15 protein-coding genes and 1 other annotated feature are annotated in these 16977 nt (G+C 42.3%); of the genes, 13 read left to right on the plus strand and 2 right to left on the minus strand.

The window, feature by feature from the left end:
* Positions 1-78: 78 nt before the first annotated feature.
* Positions 79-1041 carry an ornithine carbamoyltransferase gene (argF, locus tag MKY84_RS07245; RefSeq protein ID WP_342525142.1) on the plus strand — a complete coding sequence of 321 codons (963 nt, stop codon included), beginning with the start codon at positions 79-81 and terminating at the stop codon, positions 1039-1041.
* A 108-nt stretch (positions 1042-1149) separates the two neighbouring features.
* On the opposite strand, the gene sspI is transcribed toward argF, so the two are convergent.
* Entirely contained in the window at positions 1150-1356 is a 207-nt protein-coding gene (gene sspI, locus MKY84_RS07250; RefSeq protein ID WP_342525143.1) for a small acid-soluble spore protein SspI, read from the minus strand.
* A 94-nt stretch (positions 1357-1450) separates the two neighbouring features.
* On the opposite strand from sspI, the gene MKY84_RS07255 reads away from it, so the two are divergent.
* From MKY84_RS07255 to pheT, 3 genes are all read left to right on the plus strand, one after another.
* Entirely contained in the window at positions 1451-2215 is a 765-nt protein-coding gene (locus MKY84_RS07255; protein ID WP_342525144.1) for an RNA methyltransferase, read from the plus strand.
* 37 nt (positions 2216-2252) lie between these two features.
* Positions 2253-2474: a binding site (T-box leader), on the plus strand.
* A 42-nt stretch (positions 2475-2516) separates the two neighbouring features.
* Entirely contained in the window at positions 2517-3554 is a 1038-nt protein-coding gene (gene pheS / locus MKY84_RS07260) for a phenylalanine--tRNA ligase subunit alpha (protein WP_342525146.1), read from the plus strand.
* An 11-nt stretch (positions 3555-3565) separates the two neighbouring features.
* Positions 3566-5974, plus strand: coding sequence for a phenylalanine--tRNA ligase subunit beta (pheT, locus tag MKY84_RS07265; RefSeq protein WP_342525147.1), 2409 nt, complete (start codon positions 3566-3568; stop codon positions 5972-5974).
* A gap of 338 nt (positions 5975-6312) precedes the next feature.
* Here pheT and rnhC read toward each other — a convergent pair whose 3' ends face one another.
* Positions 6313-7242: a ribonuclease HIII gene (rnhC, locus tag MKY84_RS07270; protein WP_342525149.1), complete on the minus strand. Its 930-nt coding sequence runs from the start codon at positions 7240-7242 to the stop codon at positions 6313-6315.
* A 78-nt stretch (positions 7243-7320) separates the two neighbouring features.
* Between rnhC and zapA the strand changes: the two genes are divergently transcribed.
* The 9 genes from zapA (at position 7321) to MKY84_RS07315 (ending at position 16957) form a co-directional block, all read left to right on the plus strand.
* On the plus strand, positions 7321-7593 hold the full coding sequence (gene zapA / locus MKY84_RS07275; protein ID WP_342525151.1) for a cell division protein ZapA: 273 nt from the start codon (positions 7321-7323) through the stop codon (positions 7591-7593).
* Entirely contained in the window at positions 7586-8137 is a 552-nt protein-coding gene (locus MKY84_RS07280) for a CvpA family protein (protein WP_342525152.1), read from the plus strand. The genes zapA and MKY84_RS07280 overlap by 8 nt, the downstream gene beginning before the upstream one ends.
* Before the next feature lie 68 nt (positions 8138-8205).
* Positions 8206-9912, plus strand: coding sequence for a DNA polymerase/3'-5' exonuclease PolX (gene polX / locus MKY84_RS07285; RefSeq protein ID WP_342525154.1), 1707 nt, complete (start codon positions 8206-8208; stop codon positions 9910-9912).
* Positions 9913-9924: 12 nt separating this feature from the next.
* Positions 9925-12291 carry an endonuclease MutS2 gene (locus MKY84_RS07290; protein WP_342525155.1) on the plus strand — a complete coding sequence of 789 codons (2367 nt, stop codon included), beginning with the start codon at positions 9925-9927 and terminating at the stop codon, positions 12289-12291.
* A 67-nt stretch (positions 12292-12358) separates the two neighbouring features.
* On the plus strand, positions 12359-12775 hold the full coding sequence (locus MKY84_RS07295; protein WP_342525156.1) for a DUF350 domain-containing protein: 417 nt from the start codon (positions 12359-12361) through the stop codon (positions 12773-12775).
* Positions 12776-13024: 249 nt separating this feature from the next.
* A complete protein-coding gene (locus tag MKY84_RS07300; protein ID WP_342525157.1) occupies positions 13025-14719 on the plus strand; it encodes a long-chain-fatty-acid--CoA ligase in 1695 nt (564 codons plus the stop codon).
* A gap of 74 nt (positions 14720-14793) precedes the next feature.
* Positions 14794-15378, plus strand: coding sequence for a TetR/AcrR family transcriptional regulator (locus MKY84_RS07305; protein ID WP_342525158.1), 585 nt, complete (start codon positions 14794-14796; stop codon positions 15376-15378).
* Positions 15379-15391: 13 nt separating this feature from the next.
* On the plus strand, positions 15392-16165 hold the full coding sequence (locus MKY84_RS07310; RefSeq protein WP_342525160.1) for an enoyl-CoA hydratase: 774 nt from the start codon (positions 15392-15394) through the stop codon (positions 16163-16165).
* A gap of 21 nt (positions 16166-16186) precedes the next feature.
* Positions 16187-16957 (plus strand): electron transfer flavoprotein subunit beta/FixA family protein, encoded by a 771-nt coding sequence (locus MKY84_RS07315; protein ID WP_342525161.1) that lies wholly within the window; start codon positions 16187-16189, stop codon positions 16955-16957.
* Positions 16958-16977: the final 20 nt, after the last annotated feature.

A 16977-nucleotide genomic window follows, 5' to 3' on the forward strand; every position in this document is an offset into this window, starting at 1 on the left:
TATTATGTATTGACATACACCTCAATGTATATTTATAATACAAAGTACATGAATATACAATTCGGAGGTTGATTCACGATGAAGCTGCTTGAATGGGTAAATATAAAGCCGGTGCAAAGTCTCAAGGGAAAAGATTTACTGACCTTGTTCGATTACACAACAGAAGAAGTACATCAGTTGTTAGATTTAGCGACTAACCTGAAGTTTCTAACGAAAGAAGGGAAGTGCCCTCCGTTATTAGCGGGTAAAACACTCGGAATGATTTTTGAAAAACATTCGACGCGTACTCGTATTTCATTTGAAGTAGGTATGCAGCAATTAGGTGGGTATGGTATGTTTATGCATTCTCGTGATTTGCAATTAGGTCGTGGAGAAAGTATTCCAGACACCGCTAAAGTATTCTCGGGCTATCTGGACGGGATCATGATTCGTGCCAATTCCCATGAAATGGTCAAAGAGCTTGCCGAGCATGCTTCGATACCTGTAATTAACGGGCTCACTGATCTATTTCATCCATGTCAAGCACTTGCCGACTTATTAACCCTTCAAGAAGTGATCGGAGAGCTAAAAGGAAAAAAGCTAGCTTACATTGGTGATGGCAACAATGTCGCCCACTCCTTGGCTATTGCGGCTGCTCACATGGGAATGGAGATAGTCATCGCCTCTCCAAAAGGCTATGAACCCGTTGAGTGGATCAGTGAAAAAATCTCGCAGCTAGCCATTTCAAGTGGTGGTTCGTATCAAGTGACTGATTCGCCACAACAAGCAGTTGTCAATGCCGATTGTATTTATACAGATGTTTGGACCTCAATGGGACAAGAGCAAGAAGCGACAGAGAGACTAGCAGCTTTCAGTGATTTCCAAGTGAATGATGCCCTTGTCTCGTTGGCAAAAGAAGAGTATGTGTTTTTGCATTGTCTTCCAGCTCACCGTGAGGAAGAAGTGACGGCTTCAGTAATTGATGGGCCAAATTCGTATGTATTCCAGCAAGCTGAAAACCGCTTGCATGCACAAAAAGCAGTACTAGCTTCATTGTTATAACCTTTTCGAAGCAGGCAGGCGTCCTGTTAGAAAAGTCAGTGTTCATACATGCCAGAGGGCATCTTGAACTACATATAAAATGGCCCGGGAGACGCTGGGCCATTTTTTTTATTGGAATGTTTTTTCTAAGAGCTTGACGGCATCTTGTTTGAGATGTGGCTCGGCTTGCTGCCACCATTTTTCAAAAAACACACCTAGTCCAGGTAAAAAATGTTCGTCTCCTTTTTTAATAGCATCCTCTACCATTGCATAAATATCTTCTGAGCTTGACCCTGCTACGCTAGAACTGATCGATTCACGAATTTGAAAAGCCATTTTGCATCCCTCCATTTCATGATTAGTATGTTTTCTGATAATCTTTTTTATACAAAAGAATATGATACACTTGAAGAAAAAAATGAGGGATTACATGAAACGTATAGAGTCTACTAGCAATGCACTTGTGAAGCATTGGAAAAAGTTAGTCACGGTTCGCAAAGAACGAGAGAAGACAAAAGAATTTATAGTAGAAGGAAACCATTTAGTCGAAGAAGCTTTAAAAGTTCCTGGGATGATTAAGCATATTTTGTTAGGGGACCACGCCACTCTTCAACATGATTGGAATACAGAAGGAATAGAAGTACTAGAAATCAGTCCTGAAATTGTTTCGGAACTTGCAGATACAGAACATACGCAAGGGATTTTTGCTCACTGTTCCCAACCCGAGTTCAAAGTTTCGCCAAGTGCTTGGTCACGTGTTCTTGTAGTCGATGCCGTTCAAGATCCAGGAAATGTGGGGACTATCATTCGAACAGCCGATGCAGCAGGAGTCGATGCCGTGATACTTGGAAAAGGTAGTGCGGATGCCTACAATCCTAAAACGCTTCGCTCTGCTCAAGGCTCGACTTTCCATTTGCCGATTATCAAAGCAGATCTTGCAGAATGGTTGCCTACTTTGGCCGATGAAGGTTTTTTAGTCATTGGAACGGCTCTTGAAGGCGCAAAAAACTATAAAGAAGTGGCGGCCTCATCAAAAATGGCATTCCTTATGGGGAATGAAGGAAGTGGCGTACAACCTGCTTATTTGGAACAGGTGGACCAACGCGTGATGATTCCAATCTATGGTCAAGCAGAGTCGTTAAATGTAGCCATTGCGACAGCTATTATCCTGTACCATTTCGCTGAAAAAGCTTGAATTTAACTTATGTGACTCGTATAATGAGAATGAAAATACAACAGCCATGACCGGGAAAAGTATAAAAAGATGGAATGGATCAGGGAGAATGTGGCACGACTGAAACCACTTCCCATTCCCTTTTTAGAAGTTCACCCCAGGTAGCTGCCACTTAGACCAGAAATGTAAAGGTGGCCGGTTCCGAGCCGTTATTCGTTTGAGTGATGATGCTTTGAGCATGATAACTAGGGTGGTACCGCGATGATAACTCGTCCCTTTTTGGGGCGAGTTTTTTGTTTTGTCAAAAAAGGAGGATTCGACTATGGAAGCGCAACTTACAACGTTAAAACAAGAAGTAATTGAGAAAATAGCGCACGCCACATCTGTTAAAGAACTTCAAGATGTACGCGTGGCTTATCTGGGGAAAAAAGGGCCAATTACAGATTTGCTAAAAGGTATGGGCATATTAGCAGCAGACGAACGTCCGAAGATGGGGGCATTAGTGAATGAAATGCGTCAGGAAGTAACGTCTGTGCTGGATGAGCGCATGGGACAACTTGAAGCAGCAGCTGTAGAGGCACAACTTGCCAATGAGACAATCGATGTGACTCTACCAGGAATGCCTGTACAGATTGGAAACCATCATCCGCTGACAAAAGTCATTGAAGAAATCGAAGACTTATTCATTGGAATGGGTTATGAAATAGCTGAAGGCCCAGAAGTTGAAAAGGACTACTACAACTTTGAAGCTTTAAATTTACCTAAAGGTCACCCTGCTCGAGATATGCAAGACTCGTTCTACATTTCAGAAGAACTGCTTCTTCGTACACATACATCTCCTGTACAAGCTCGCACAATGAAAAAGAAGCAAGGGGAACCGATCCGCATTATCTGTCCAGGTAAAGTGTTCCGTCGTGACAATGATGACGCCACTCACTCTCACCAGTTCATGCAGATTGAAGGATTAGTCATCGGTGAAAACATTCGTATGACCGACCTAAAAGGGACACTTGATTTATTGGGTAAGAAAATGTTTGGGCAAGACCGCGAGATTCGTTTGCGTCCAAGCTTCTTCCCATTCACAGAGCCATCGGTGGAGATGGATATTTCCTGCTTTAAATGTGGCGGTAGCGGCTGTTCTATCTGTAAACGCACAGGCTGGATTGAAATCTTAGGAGCAGGCATGGTTCATCCTAACGTCTTGGAAATGGCAGGGTATGATTCAGAAAAAGTATCTGGATTTGCATTTGGTATCGGCGCAGAACGTATCGCCATGTTGAAATATGGTGTTGAAGATATTCGTCATTTCTATACAAACGATATGCGGTTTATCAAGCAATTCGAACGCAGTGAAGGGTAGGAGGAGATAGCATGTTAGTATCACTTAAATGGTTAGCCGATTACGTGGATTTGGCGGGTGAAAATCTAGAAGAACTTGCTGAGAAAATTACACGTTCAGGAATTGAAGTAGACGGCATAGAAGTCCGATCTCAAGAAATGAAAAATGTAGTGATTGGTCATGTAGTAGCGAAGGATAAGCATCCAGAAGCCGATAAATTGAACATCTGTCAAGTAGACGTGGGCGGAGAAGAGCTGTCCCAAATCGTTTGCGGAGCACCTAATGTCGACGCAGGACAGAAAGTTATTGTGGCTGTTCCAGGAGCGCGTTTACCTGGTGGCTTTAAGATTAAAAAAGCTAAATTACGAGGTCAAGAGTCTCACGGAATGATCTGTTCCCTTCAAGAGCTTGGCATCGAAGGCAAAGCGGTTCCAAAAGCGTTTGTTGACGGAATTTTTGTCTTGCCACAAGATGCGGTAGTCGGAGCAGATGCCCTTGAGTACCTAGCGCTTCACGATACAGTTCTTGAACTTGGTCTAACGCCGAACCGTGCAGATGCGATGAGCATGCTTGGAGTAGCGTATGAAGTAGCAGCCATTCTAGGAAAAGACGTCAAGCTTCCAGAAATCAGCTATGCTGAAGGCTCTGAGAAGGCAGCAGATTTCTTAACGCTAGAAGTCGAAGCAAAAGATGCAAACCCATACTACATCGCAAAAGTCATAAAAGATGTGAAGGTTGGACCGTCACCCCAATGGCTACAAAACCGCTTAATGGCTGTTGGCGTACGTCCACACAATAACGTGGTTGACGTGACAAACTATGTGTTGATGGAATACGGTCAACCGCTTCATGCATTTGACTACGACCGATTAGGAACGAAAAAAATCGTCGTTCGAATGGCGTCAGAAGGCGAAAAAATCACCACTCTTGATGATCAACAACGAACACTTGCAGCTACGGACCTCGTTATTACAAATGGAGAAGTTCCAGTAGCGGTAGCAGGTGTCATGGGCGGCGCAAACAGTGAAGTGAGTGACGCAACGACTACTATTGTCCTTGAGTCTGCCTATTTCACAGGAAGTTTTGTGCGTCAAACATCGAAGAAGCTAGGTCTTCGTTCAGATGCATCTGCTCGCTTTGAGAAGGGTGTGGACCCGAACCGTGTGGAGGCAGCTGCTGAACGCGCAGCGCAGTTGCTTGCTGAACTAGCTGGCGGAACAGTGCTCGCAGGAAGTGTCGTTGTCGACGAACTCGACAAAACACCGAAGAAAGTAATTGTGTCTCCAGATTTCATTAACGAGCGTTTAGGGATGAAAATCTCATTAGATGAGATGCAGCACATTTTAAGACGTCTTCAATTCCCATTTGAAGTAGCCAACGGATTGTTCTACATCGATGCACCTACACGCCGTCAAGATATCGTGATTCAAGAAGATATTGTGGAAGAGATTGCTCGCATGTACGGCTATGACCGTATCCCGATGACTCTTCCAGAAGGTGCGCATCAAGCAGGTGGATTATCCCCGTATCAAGCGAAGCGTCGACTAGTGCGACAAACACTTGAAGGTGCTGGTTTGTATCAAGCAGTGACGTACTCGTTAACATCGCATGAGCAGTCACAAAAGTTTGCTTTGCACCAAGCCGAGGTTACGAAATTGTTGATGCCGATGTCTGAAGAGCGCAGCACGCTTCGTCAAAGTTTGATTCCACATCTGATAGAAGCCGCTAGTTACAATGTGGCGCGACGAGTGGAGAGCGTAGCATTGTATGAAGTTGGGTCTGTTTTCCTTGATCAAGGTGCGGATGAATTGCCAACAGAAATTGAGCATGTAGCAGGTGTTGTGACGGGACTTTGGACAGACAACGCATGGCAAGGCGAGAAAAAGCCAGTCGATTTCTTTGTGGTCAAAGGAATTGTAGAGGCACTTGCAGCTAAGGTTGGAGTGACACTTTCTTATCAGCAAGCGAAGATGGATGGCTTGCACCCAGGTCGCACGGCAAACATTTTCTTAGGAGAAGAGCACGTTGGTTTTATTGGACAACTTCATCCAAACGAACAAAAACGTGTCGATCTAAAAGAAACGTATGTATTTGAGCTGAATCTTGAGAGCTTGATTGATGAGGAGCAACCAACGATTAGTTACTCGCAAGTATCTCGTTACCCTGCAATCACTCGTGATATTGCTTTAGTGGTTGAGCGCACTTTACCTGCAGCAACGTTGGAATCCATCATCAGAAGTTCAGGTGGCAGCTTAGTAACTGCTGTTCGTCTCTTTGATCTTTACCAAGGCGATAAAATGGCAGCAGACAAAAAATCAATTGCGTTTTCAATCACCTATCAAGATCCTGAGCGTACGTTGACGGATGAAGAAGTTGTGAAAACGCATGAACAAGTCGTTTCAGCGTTGGCACAGCAGGCGAATGCGGAACTTCGCGGATAAGTATTACCTGTGAAAACGACAATCTAGAAATCCAAGAACTGGGGCCGCTCAATTTGAGCGGCCCCAGCGCATTTTCTAGCAAGATCTTAAGAATCAAAAGTACTTTCTAGCGGAACACTTTAGTTGAGTGATTATTACGTTAGGAGCGTTGATTGTGACGTTAGCGAGGACCATTGTGACGTTAACTCGCTCCATTATAACGTTAGCGGTCGTCACTATGACATTGCTTTTATTATGGAAACTAAATCACATCTACAGAGTATAAAAACAGCAGCTTCTCAATACAAAAATGAGGAGCTGCTATTTTTCACTCAACGTTTCCTGGTTTATTCAAATTGTTAACTTCTATCCTTCAGTCTCTCCACAATTTTTACAGCCTTTTGAGTATTTGCAAAGTGAGACTTTGTAATAGTACGTAAATAATCTGCGCCTTTTACACGGATGATACGAGCAGCCACTTCATCGACTTTATCGCCAGCACCTTTAGGAATCGTGACACCAGCCGCTTCAGACAACTTATCCATTTCCTCCAAGAAAGCATTACGCGCTAAAATAGATGCGGCAGCAACAGATACGTGCAAACCTTCTGCTTTCGTTGCGAAATACACATTTTCTTCGACGATTTCTTTTTGCTTGGCAATATGACGGTAGTAAATGGACTTCTCCGCAAACTGATCGATTAAAATGGCGTCCGGTTTCTCATTGCCAAGTTTTCGCAAGACATGTTTTAAAGCTTGGTTGTGTAATAGCGCTTTGATTTTTCCTTGCGACCATTTTTTATCTGTCGCCTCATTATACTTGGCCATCGGAAGAACCAGAATACTGTGAGGGAAGGCTGCTTTAATATCCGGTGCAACTTTTCGAATAAACGTATCGTTCAATTGTTTAGAATCCTTGCACCCGAGCTCTTGGGCTAAGGCGATTTGATCTGCTGAAATGTAACAAGCAGCTACTGTGATAGGTCCAAAGAAATCACCAGTGCCTGTCTCATCAGAACCTAAAACAGAAAGTTGGTCGAATCCTGCTGGTAACAAGGCCGATTTTCTAGGGGGTTGCGAAGCGTCGTTTTGTTGCCACTGTTCGGCCTCACGCACGGCGCCACCACCCTGAAACATGACTTTTCCAGATTTGTATAAGCTAATTCTAGTATCAGAAAGCGCGGCTGCAAAAACCATGCCCGGTGCTTTCGCAGGTATCTCATAACGAGCATAGTGAGTTAGGAGCTTATTTATAGCGTCTTTTTGTAAGGTGATGACAATGTTTGACATTCGTTATGTTCCTTTCTTTCCATCTCTCTTCACTTCATGTTATCATAGATATTAGGATTTTCTGAGGAGGTCTTGTCTTTGTCAGATCAAAAAATTACACGGGTAGCTGTGGATATTTACGGCAATACATACAAAATGGCAGGGTACGAGTCAGCGGGCCATATGCGATTAGTGGCAACTATGGTCGATGATAAGATGCGCGAAATCCAATCGGCTAATCCTAGTTTGGATACCGCAAAGCTTGCAGTCTTGACAGCCGTCAATACGATGCATGACTATTTAAAAGTGAAAGAACAACTAGAAGAACTTGAACATGAATTGAAACAGTTAAAGGGCGGTCTAAATGGTTGATATTTTATTACTAATTATTCTTGTTGGAGGCATCATAGTAGGAGCAAAGCGAGGACTCATCGTTCAGTTTATTCACATGATTGGATTCGTTGTCGCTTTGATTGTTGCCTTTAAGTATTACAAACCTCTTGCAGAAAAATTTGTGCTGTGGATTCCATTCCCAGCGATTACTTCAAATTCTCAATTATCATTTGCAGTAGAAACTTTAGATTTGGACCAAACTTTCTATCGTATTATTGCATTTGCACTTCTTTTCTTTATTGTGAAGTTTGCACTTCAAATCGTCGCATCTATGTTTGATTTCTTGAAGTTCTTACCAGTATTAGGACAGCTAAGCAGTATTCTAGGTGCAATTCTTGGATTTATTGAAGTCTACTTTTTATTATTTGTCTTTCTATACGTTTTCGCCTTGCTACCAGTCGATTTCCTGCAAACGGCAATCGGTGGTTCAGCAATCGCTCACTTCATTTTAGAAAATACACCTTTCTTATCAGAAGCTGTTAAAGACTGGTGGTACATCTATCAGGAGAACCGTGCTGCATAAGGAAACCAAACTTCTCTCACCAACTGGGAGAAGTTTTTCTCGCTTTTACGACTAAGGAGTGGATCATTATGGACAAAAAAACAATCATTCGCGCACTTGAGCGTATCGCGCTTTTACTTGAACTACAAGGGGAGAATCCCTTCAAAGTGAGTGCTTTTCGAAAAGCAGCTCAGACATTGGAATTGGATGCTCGCAGTCTCTCTGAAATGGATGACCCGACCAAACTCAAAGGAATCGGAGCCGCTACTGGAGCCGTTATTACAGATTTGCTTACCAAAGGGGAATCGTCTTTGGTGAAAGAACTGGAAGAAAAAGTTCCTCAAGGCCTTGTTGAAATGTTGCAGATCCCTGGAATGGGTGGGAAAAAGATTGCTAAGCTGAACAAAGAGCTAGGCATTGAAACGTTAGATGATTTGCGAAGTGCATGTGAATCCAATAAAGTCCAAGCATTAGCAGGTTTCGGCAAAAAGACCGAAGAAAAAATTCTCAAGGAACTTGATCAACTGGCCAGTCGACCTGATCGCTACCCAATCTGGAAGCTGGAGCCGATAGTTGAACATATTGAATCATTACTTCAGGCACATCAAGCGGTTACACAAGCTTCAATAGCGGGTTCTTACCGCCGCACAAAAGAGACGAGCAAAGACTTGGACTTTGTTATTGCGACGGATCAAGTAGAGGAAGTGAAAACCCTTCTGAAAGAAACGCTAGACATAGAAGAAATGATTGCAGATGGAGATACAAAAATGTCTGTCGCGCTAGCTAAGCCTGAACGAGTAGATATTGATTTTCGATTTGTAAAAGAAGCAGAATTTGTCACAACTCTGCACCACTTTACAGGTTCCAAAGATCACAACATTCGTATGCGCCAACTGGCTAAAGAAAAGAACTGGAAAATTAGTGAGTATGGTGTCGAAAAAGAAGATGGTTCAGTCACTACTTACCAATCAGAGGAGCAATTTTTTGCTGACTTTGGCTTGCCATTCTTGCCACCGGCAGTACGCGAAAATGGACAAGAACTGGATAGACTGAACGAACTTACTTCCCTCATTCAACTTGAAGATATTGTTTCTGATCTTCATATGCACACAACTTGGTCAGATGGAGCGCATTCTTTAGAGGAAATGATTGAAGGCTGTATCGCCAAAGACTATCAATTAATGGTCATCACGGACCACTCACGTTATTTACGAGTAGCGAATGGTCTAACTCCAGAACGACTTAAAGAACAACATGAGAAAATTAAAGAGCTACAAAAAAAATATCCGTCCATTCATCTGTTATCAGGAACTGAAATGGACATTTTGCCAGATGGTTCCCTTGATTTTGAGGATGAGCTGTTGGCAGAACTGGATTTTGTCATTGCATCGATTCATTCAAGTTTTTCTCAGCCGCAGGATAAAATTATGGAGCGTCTTTATGCAGCGATTTCGAATCCTCATGTGGACATGATTGCTCACCCTACAGGACGGATTGTTGGAGAAAGACCTGGATATGAACCTGATGTCGAGCAACTGCTTCAGTGGGCAAAAGAATTCGACAAGATTATTGAATTAAATGCTAACCCGTACCGATTAGATTTAGCGGTAAATTGGTTGGAGCGCGCGCAAGAATTAGGTGTCAAGATAGCAATTAATACGGATGCGCATCATTTAGACCATCTACGCTTTATGGATATAGGTGTTCGTCATGCTCAAAAAGCATGGCTCAAGAAAGACTTAATCGTCAACACATGGGAACCTAAAAAACTACTGAGTCATTTATCCCGAGACTAAAGGAGGCGCACGATGATTACAAAAAAGGCGCTGAACACTCTAGAATACCCAAAGGTGATCGATAAGCTTAAGGGCTATACGACATCTTCTGTAGGAAAAGCAATTATTGAAGAATTAGTCCCGTCCACTTCCTTCGATCAAATTCAGGTTTGGACAGAAGAAACCGATGAGGCGTTGGCAGTTCTTCGAGTGAAAGGCAATGTACCACTTGGTGGATTATTCGATATTCGACCACATGCTAGAAGAGCTCAAATAGGCGGCGTGTTAAGTGCCATGGAGTTGATGGAAGTTGCATCAACTTTGCGTTCCAGCAAAATCATGCGCCGTTTTGTGGAAGATGTAGCATCGTCTGAAGATTTTTCTATTCAGCATTTGAAAGCTTATGCAGATAGTATTCCAGTGCTTACAGAACTTGAGCATGAGATCAATTCCTGCATAGATGAGAATGGTACCGTGCTAGATTCTGCTAGTCAGACATTACGCTCCATCCGTTCACAGTTACGTACTACCGTGCAACGTATTCGAGAGAAATTAGACAGTTACACGAGAGGTCAAAACGCAGCGAAAATGCTATCTGATGCTATCGTTACGATTCGAAATGATCGCTATGTGATTCCCGTAAAATCCGAGTATCGCAGTCATTATGGTGGGATTGTCCATGATCAATCGTCTTCTGGTCAAACCTTGTTTATAGAACCCAATGCAGTCGTGCAATTGAACAACGATGCCCGTGCTCTTCGCAGTAAAGAACAAGAAGAAATCGAGCGTATTTTAAAAGAATTGACAGCTCAAGTTGAACTTGTCGCATCTGACTTGTTCCATCTTGTGAAAACCATGGCTACTTTTGATGCGATTTTCGCGAAGGCGAAATATGGGACTGCTGAAAAGTGTACACGCCCGACTATTAACCAGGATGGCCGAATTCGGCTTGTGCGTGCACGTCACCCCTTGATTCCGTTACAAGAAGCAGTCGCTAACACGATTGAATTTGGCGATCCAGACACGGCAGTTGTTATTACTGGACCGAATACTGGAGGGAAGACGGTAACCCTGAAAACAGTCGGCTTGTGTACATTGATGGCGCAAAGTGGTATTCCAATTCCTGCACTTGACGGTTCTGAGATTGCTATCTTTGAATCCATTTTTGCGGATATTGGCGATGAACAATCGATTGAACAAAGCTTAAGTACATTTTCATCGCATATGGTGAATATTGTCGATATTTTAAAGAAATTTGACGACAAATCGTTAGTGCTCTTTGATGAGTTGGGAGCGGGAACAGACCCTCAAGAAGGGGCTGCTTTGGCGATTGCTATCCTTGATGCCGTTCATGGTAAAGGGGCACGAGTGATGGCCACGACCCACTATCCGGAGTTAAAAGCGTATGGCTATAATCGACCAGGTGTTATAAATGCTAGTGTTGAATTTGATGTTGAGACATTAAGTCCTACTTACAAGCTTTTGTTAGGTGTACCAGGACGAAGCAATGCTTTTGAAATTTCAAAACGTCTTGGCCTGCCGCAGCATATTATAACTCATGCAGAAGGTTTTACAGGAACTGATCGCAGTGAAGTGGACACGATGATTGCTTCGTTAGAAGAAAGTCGAAAACGAGCTGAACAAGATGCGGATCAAACTAAGCGTGTCTTAGAAGAGTCGGAAAAACTGAAGCAGCAATTGGCAGAGGAGCTTGCCACTTACGAAGCAAAGAAAGAACAGCTGACTGAAAAAGCCCGTGAAAAAGCACGGAAAATTGTAGAAGAAGCGCGACGTGAGTCCGAAACGGCAGTGAAAGAATTACGCGAACTGCAGAAACAAGCAGCATTCGGTGTGAAAGAACATGAAATCATTGAAGCCCGCAAACGTCTTGAAAATGCACTTCCCGTAAATCCGGTACTGAAAAAAGAAAAACAAAAGAAACAACGAGCCGAGAACTTGCAGGTAGGCGATGAAGTGAGAGTGCTGTCATTTGGTCAAAAAGGATCTCTTCTAGAGAAGCTCTCTGCTACCGAATGGGCAGTTCAAATCGGTGTCTTGAAGATGAAACTTCCAGAAAGTGATCTCGAGTTTGTGAAACCTGACAAACCAGAGCGCACAGTATTTGTGCACAATGTTGCTGGCCGTTCTGCGGGTGGTGTCAAACTAGAACTAGACCTGCGGGGAGAACGTTATGAAGACGCACTTCTTCGCACTGAAAAATATTTGGACGATGCCGTGCTAGCGAATTATCCACGAGTTTCTATCATTCACGGTAAAGGAACAGGGGCGCTACGCCAGGGGATTCAACAACTCTTGAAAAAAGACCGTCGAGTGAAAAGTTATCGCTTTGGTGAAGCAGGAGAAGGCGGCTACGGAGTGACCATTGTAGAATTAAAATAAAAGTGAAACCTCTTTGCCGGTCAATCGTACAACTAGAAAGTAGAAGCTTAAGTAGAGGGGGAGCAAGGTGTCACTTTTAGCCTTTTGGACACATCCGCTTGTGGAGTCTGCAGGATATTTCAGTGTAGTCATACTCTGTCTGATCATTGCGATGGTTTTATTCGAAATCGTTACAAAGTATAAAAACTGGGAAGAAATCAAAAAAGGAAATGTAGCTGTAGCACTGGCCACAGGAGGGAAGATATTTGGCGTCGCCAATATTTTTCGGTTTTCCATTGAAAAGCACTCTTCCTTTTTAGAGATGCTTGGTTGGGGTACATTTGGCTTTGCCTTATTAATTATTGCCTACTGGCTGTTCGAATTTTTAACACCTTCATTTAACGTTGACAAAGAAATTGAAAAAGACAATCGATCGGTTGGATTTATCTCTTTCATATTGTCAGTGGGGTTATCGTTTGTGATTGGGGCAAGTATTTCAAACTAGGAGTTTATTATGGAAAAATTAGCGAAAATATTGTTAGTAGTTAGCTTACTATTTATACTCGTGGGTGTTTATTACGTATTTCTACGATAATCGACAAGGATTGTGAAGAATTGATTCAATTCGGACCAGTCCTTGTTATTTTTTTGATATAAGTCATGACAATCGTCAAAAATAGATTGAATACTCATTCATTTTTTCATATACTAAAGTTAGGAATATTCACGCTATTCTAATCAAGGGGGTCTTCAAATGGTAGAAAAGGTATGGCTTAAGCATTACCCAGAACAAATTCCGCATACACTGACGTATGAGGAAATGCCTATCCAAGAGTTTTTAACGCGCTCTGCAACTAAGTTTCCAACGAACACAGCCCTTCATTTCATGGGCAAAGAAATGAATTATCAAGAGCTGTATGAATCATCTTTAAAGTTTGGGAATTACCTTGTTACGCTAGGCATTCAAAAAGGTGACCGAGTTGCGATTATGTTACCGAACTGTCCACAAGGAGTAATCGCTTATTACGGTATTTTGTATGCGGGTGGTATTGTTGTTCAAACAAATCCTCTTTATACAGAAAGAGAAGCACAGTACCAATTGAAAGATTCGGGAGCAAAAGCAATCATTACATTAGATATTTTGTATCCTCGTATTTCTAAAATCATGCAAGAGACAGATCTAGAAAACTTGATCATCACTGGCATTAAAGACTATCTCCCTTTCCCGAAAAACTTGGTATATCCTTTCATTCAAAAGAAACAATACGGATTTACCGTAAAAGTAGAACACCGTGGTTCCAATCACTTGTTTACTGAAGTGATGAAAGTAGCAAAAGCTGAGAAATTAAATCCAGTCATTGATTTTGAAAATGATTTAGCGATGCTGCAATACACAGGAGGAACAACAGGTTTCCCTAAAGGTGTTATGCTAACTCACAAAAACCTTGTCAGCAACGTGACAATGTGTAAACATTGGCTATATGAATGCGAAGATGGAAAAGAACGCGTAATGGGCATCTTGCCATTTTTCCATGTTTACGGAATGACAACAGTATTAGTGTTATCAGTTATGCAAGCAAACACGATGATCCTGCTTCCTAAATTCGATGTTGAAACCGCTCTCAAAACAATCGATAAGCAAAAACCGACATTGTTCCCAGGCGCTCCTACTATTTATATTGGTATCTTGAATTCACCGAACTTATCAAAATATGATTTGTCTTCAGTGAATGCCTGCATTAGTGGTTCAGCTGCATTACCGATCGAGATTCAAGAAAAGTTTGAACGTGTCACGGGAGGCCGTTTAGTAGAAGGCTACGGGTTAACCGAGACTTCACCTGTTACGCACGCAAACTTGGTCTATACAGATAAGCGTGTTAAAGGTTCCATTGGAATTCCTTGGCCAGACACAGATTCAGCAGTTTTCCAGATGGATTCAAAAGAGCCACTGCCTGTTGGTGAAGTTGGTGAAATCGCTGTGCGCGGTCCTCAAGTCATGAAAGGTTACTGGAACCGACCAGAAGAAACTGAAATGACGATGCGCGATGGCTGGTTACTAACTGGAGACTTAGGGTACATGGACGAAGACGGTTACTTCTATGTAGTAGATCGTAAGAAAGATATGATTATTGCAGGTGGCTTCAACATCTATCCACGAGAAATCGAAGAAGTGCTGTATGAGCATGAAGCGATTCAAGAGTGCGTGGTAGCAGGTGTACCCGATCCTTACCGCGGTGAGACAGTGAAGGCTTATATTGTGTTAAAAGAAGGCCACACGATTTCAGAAGAGCAATTAAACGAATACTGCCGAACAAAGCTAGCTTCATTCAAAGTACCTCGTTTTTATGAGTTCCGTGAAGAACTACCAAAAACTGCAGTCGGTAAAATTTTACGCCGCACATTGATTGAAGAAGAGAAGGAAAAATTAAAACAATCGCAAACAAGTTGACAGAACGACAATTAAATACTACTATAAAAATATGAATGAATAGTCATTCATATTTTTATTTTGGGGTTGAGACGATGAAAAAGGAAAAGCCTAAATACCGACAAATCATTGATGCAGCCATAGTTGTGATTGCCGAGAACGGGTACCATCAATCCCAGGTCTCCAAAATTGCAAAGCAAGCAGGTGTAGCAGATGGAACCATCTATCTTTATTTTAAAAATAAAGAGGATATCTTGATTTCAGTATTTGATGAAAAGATGGAAATGTTTGCAGATCGCTTACGAGAGATTATTGAGGAGCCTATTACAGCTTCCGATAAACTTTACAAAATGGTCGAAAACCATTTCACAGTACTTTCAGCAGATCGCCATCTAGCGACTGTGACCCAGCTCGAGCTGCGCCAGTCGAATCTTGCACTTCGCATGCGTATCAATGCGGTCCTGAAAAATTATTTGGTTCTGCTGGATACAATCCTAAAAGAGGGCATTGCAAATGGAGAGTTCGATAAAGATATGGATATTCGCTTAGCGAGACAAATGGTCTTTGGTACAATTGATGAGACGACAACAACATGGGTGATGAACGAATACAAATATAATTTGGTAGCGCTCTCACCTAAAGTACACCAGTTATTGTCTAATGCAATAAAAGCTGAATAGGGGATGTGAACAAATGGAATTTCTTTCATGGGAAACACAGGATCATGTGGCAACTGTCACAATAAATCGACCACCAGCAAACGCACTATCACGTCAGTTGATTTTAGAAATCAATGAATTTTTAGATCAAGTAGAAGGTGACGACACTGTTCGTGTCATTGTCTTCAAAGGGGAAGGACGCTTTTTCTCTGCTGGTGCAGACATAAAAGAATTTACGTCCATTAGCAGTGGAGAAGAATTTTCAAAGCTTGCTAAAAATGGCCAAGACATTTTTGAACGCGTAGAAACGTTCTCTAAACCAATCATTGCCGCCATTCATGGAGCAGCATTAGGTGGCGGGTTAGAATTTGCAATGAGTTGCCACATGCGTGTTGTGACAGAAACTACAAAACTTGGTCTACCAGAATTGCAGTTAGGGTTGATTCCTGGTTTTGCAGGAACTCAGCGTCTACCACGTTATGTAGGTTTTGCGAAAGCTGCTGAAATGCTTCTTACAAGTGATCCTATTTCGGGGAAAGAAGCGGCTCATTATGGCTTAGCAAATCGCGCTGTAGAAGAAGACCAGTTAGAAGCAACCGTAGTAGAACTTGCAAAGAAAATCGCTAAGAAAAGTCCAGTTGCTATGAAACATGCTTTAGAGATGTTGCAGTATACAAAGCATGATTCGTACTATAAAGGTGTCGACGCAGAAGCGCACTCTTTTGGAACCGTTTTCGTGTCAGAAGATGCCAAAGAAGGAATTTCTGCGTTTTTAGAAAAACGCCAACCGAACTTTAAAGGAAACTAATTAACTTTTGGAGGGAACCCAATGAATATTTATGTATTAGTGAAACGTACATTTGACACAGAAGAAAGAATCGTCGTATCAGGTGGACACATTCAAGAAGACGGAGCAGAGTTCATCATCAATCCTTACGATGAATATGCAATCGAAGAAGCTATCCAAGTACGCGACGCGCACGGTGGAGAAGTAACTGTTATCACTATGGGTGACGAAGAAGCTGAAAAGCAACTTCGCACAGCACTTGCTATGGGTGCCGACAAAGCAGTTCTAATCAATACAGAAGACGTGGATGACTTAGATCAATTTAGCGCAGCACACGTTCTTGCTGAATATTTGAAAGACAAAGATGCAGACCTAATCCTAGCGGGAAATGTAGCTATCGATGGTGGTTCTGGTCAAGTGGGTCCACGTGTTGCAGAATTACTAGGCATTAACTGTGTAACAACTATCACAAACCTTGAAATCAATGGAGATACGGTTTCCATTAAACGTGATGTTGAGGGAGACACAGAAGAGCTTGAAACGAAGTTGCCACTTTTAGTAACAGCACAACAAGGTTTAAACGAACCACGTTATCCATCTCTTCCAGGTATCATGAAGGCGAAGAAAAAGCCTTTAGAAGAGCTTGAGTTGGATGATTTAGATATCGACGAAGACGATGTAGTAGCAAAAACAGAGACAATTGAAATCTATCTTCCTCCGAAAAAAGAGGCTGGAAAAGTTCTTCAAGGAGATCTTCAAGATCAAGTGAAAGAATTAGTCGGCTTACTTCGCACGGAAGCAAAAGTGATTTAATTAAAGGAAACAACATCGAA

The sequence above is a fragment of the Chryseomicrobium sp. FSL W7-1435 genome, assembly GCF_038595005.1.
Classification (GTDB): domain Bacteria; phylum Bacillota; class Bacilli; order Bacillales_A; family Planococcaceae; genus Chryseomicrobium.

Excerpts from the sequence above, each read along its gene's own strand:
- MKY84_RS07315 (WP_342525161.1), top strand. The coding sequence starts at position 16,187 with ATGAATATTTATGTATTAGTGAAACGTACATTTGACACAGAAGAAAGA.
- MKY84_RS07255 (WP_342525144.1), top strand. The coding sequence starts at position 1,451 with ATGAAACGTATAGAGTCTACTAGCAATGCACTTGTGAAGCATTGGAAA.
- pheT (WP_342525147.1), top strand. The coding sequence starts at position 3,566 with ATGTTAGTATCACTTAAATGGTTAGCCGATTACGTGGATTTGGCGGGT.
- MKY84_RS07300 (WP_342525157.1), top strand. The coding sequence starts at position 13,025 with ATGGTAGAAAAGGTATGGCTTAAGCATTACCCAGAACAAATTCCGCAT.
- MKY84_RS07305 (WP_342525158.1), top strand. The coding sequence starts at position 14,794 with ATGAAAAAGGAAAAGCCTAAATACCGACAAATCATTGATGCAGCCATA.
- argF (WP_342525142.1), top strand. The coding sequence starts at position 79 with ATGAAGCTGCTTGAATGGGTAAATATAAAGCCGGTGCAAAGTCTCAAG.
- pheS (WP_342525146.1), top strand. The coding sequence starts at position 2,517 with ATGGAAGCGCAACTTACAACGTTAAAACAAGAAGTAATTGAGAAAATA.
- sspI (WP_342525143.1), bottom strand. The coding sequence starts at position 1,356 with ATGGCTTTTCAAATTCGTGAATCGATCAGTTCTAGCGTAGCAGGGTCA.
- rnhC (WP_342525149.1), bottom strand. The coding sequence starts at position 7,242 with ATGTCAAACATTGTCATCACCTTACAAAAAGACGCTATAAATAAGCTC.
- MKY84_RS07290 (WP_342525155.1), top strand. The coding sequence starts at position 9,925 with ATGATTACAAAAAAGGCGCTGAACACTCTAGAATACCCAAAGGTGATC.
- MKY84_RS07280 (WP_342525152.1), top strand. The coding sequence starts at position 7,586 with ATGGTTGATATTTTATTACTAATTATTCTTGTTGGAGGCATCATAGTA.
- MKY84_RS07310 (WP_342525160.1), top strand. The coding sequence starts at position 15,392 with ATGGAATTTCTTTCATGGGAAACACAGGATCATGTGGCAACTGTCACA.
- polX (WP_342525154.1), top strand. The coding sequence starts at position 8,206 with ATGGACAAAAAAACAATCATTCGCGCACTTGAGCGTATCGCGCTTTTA.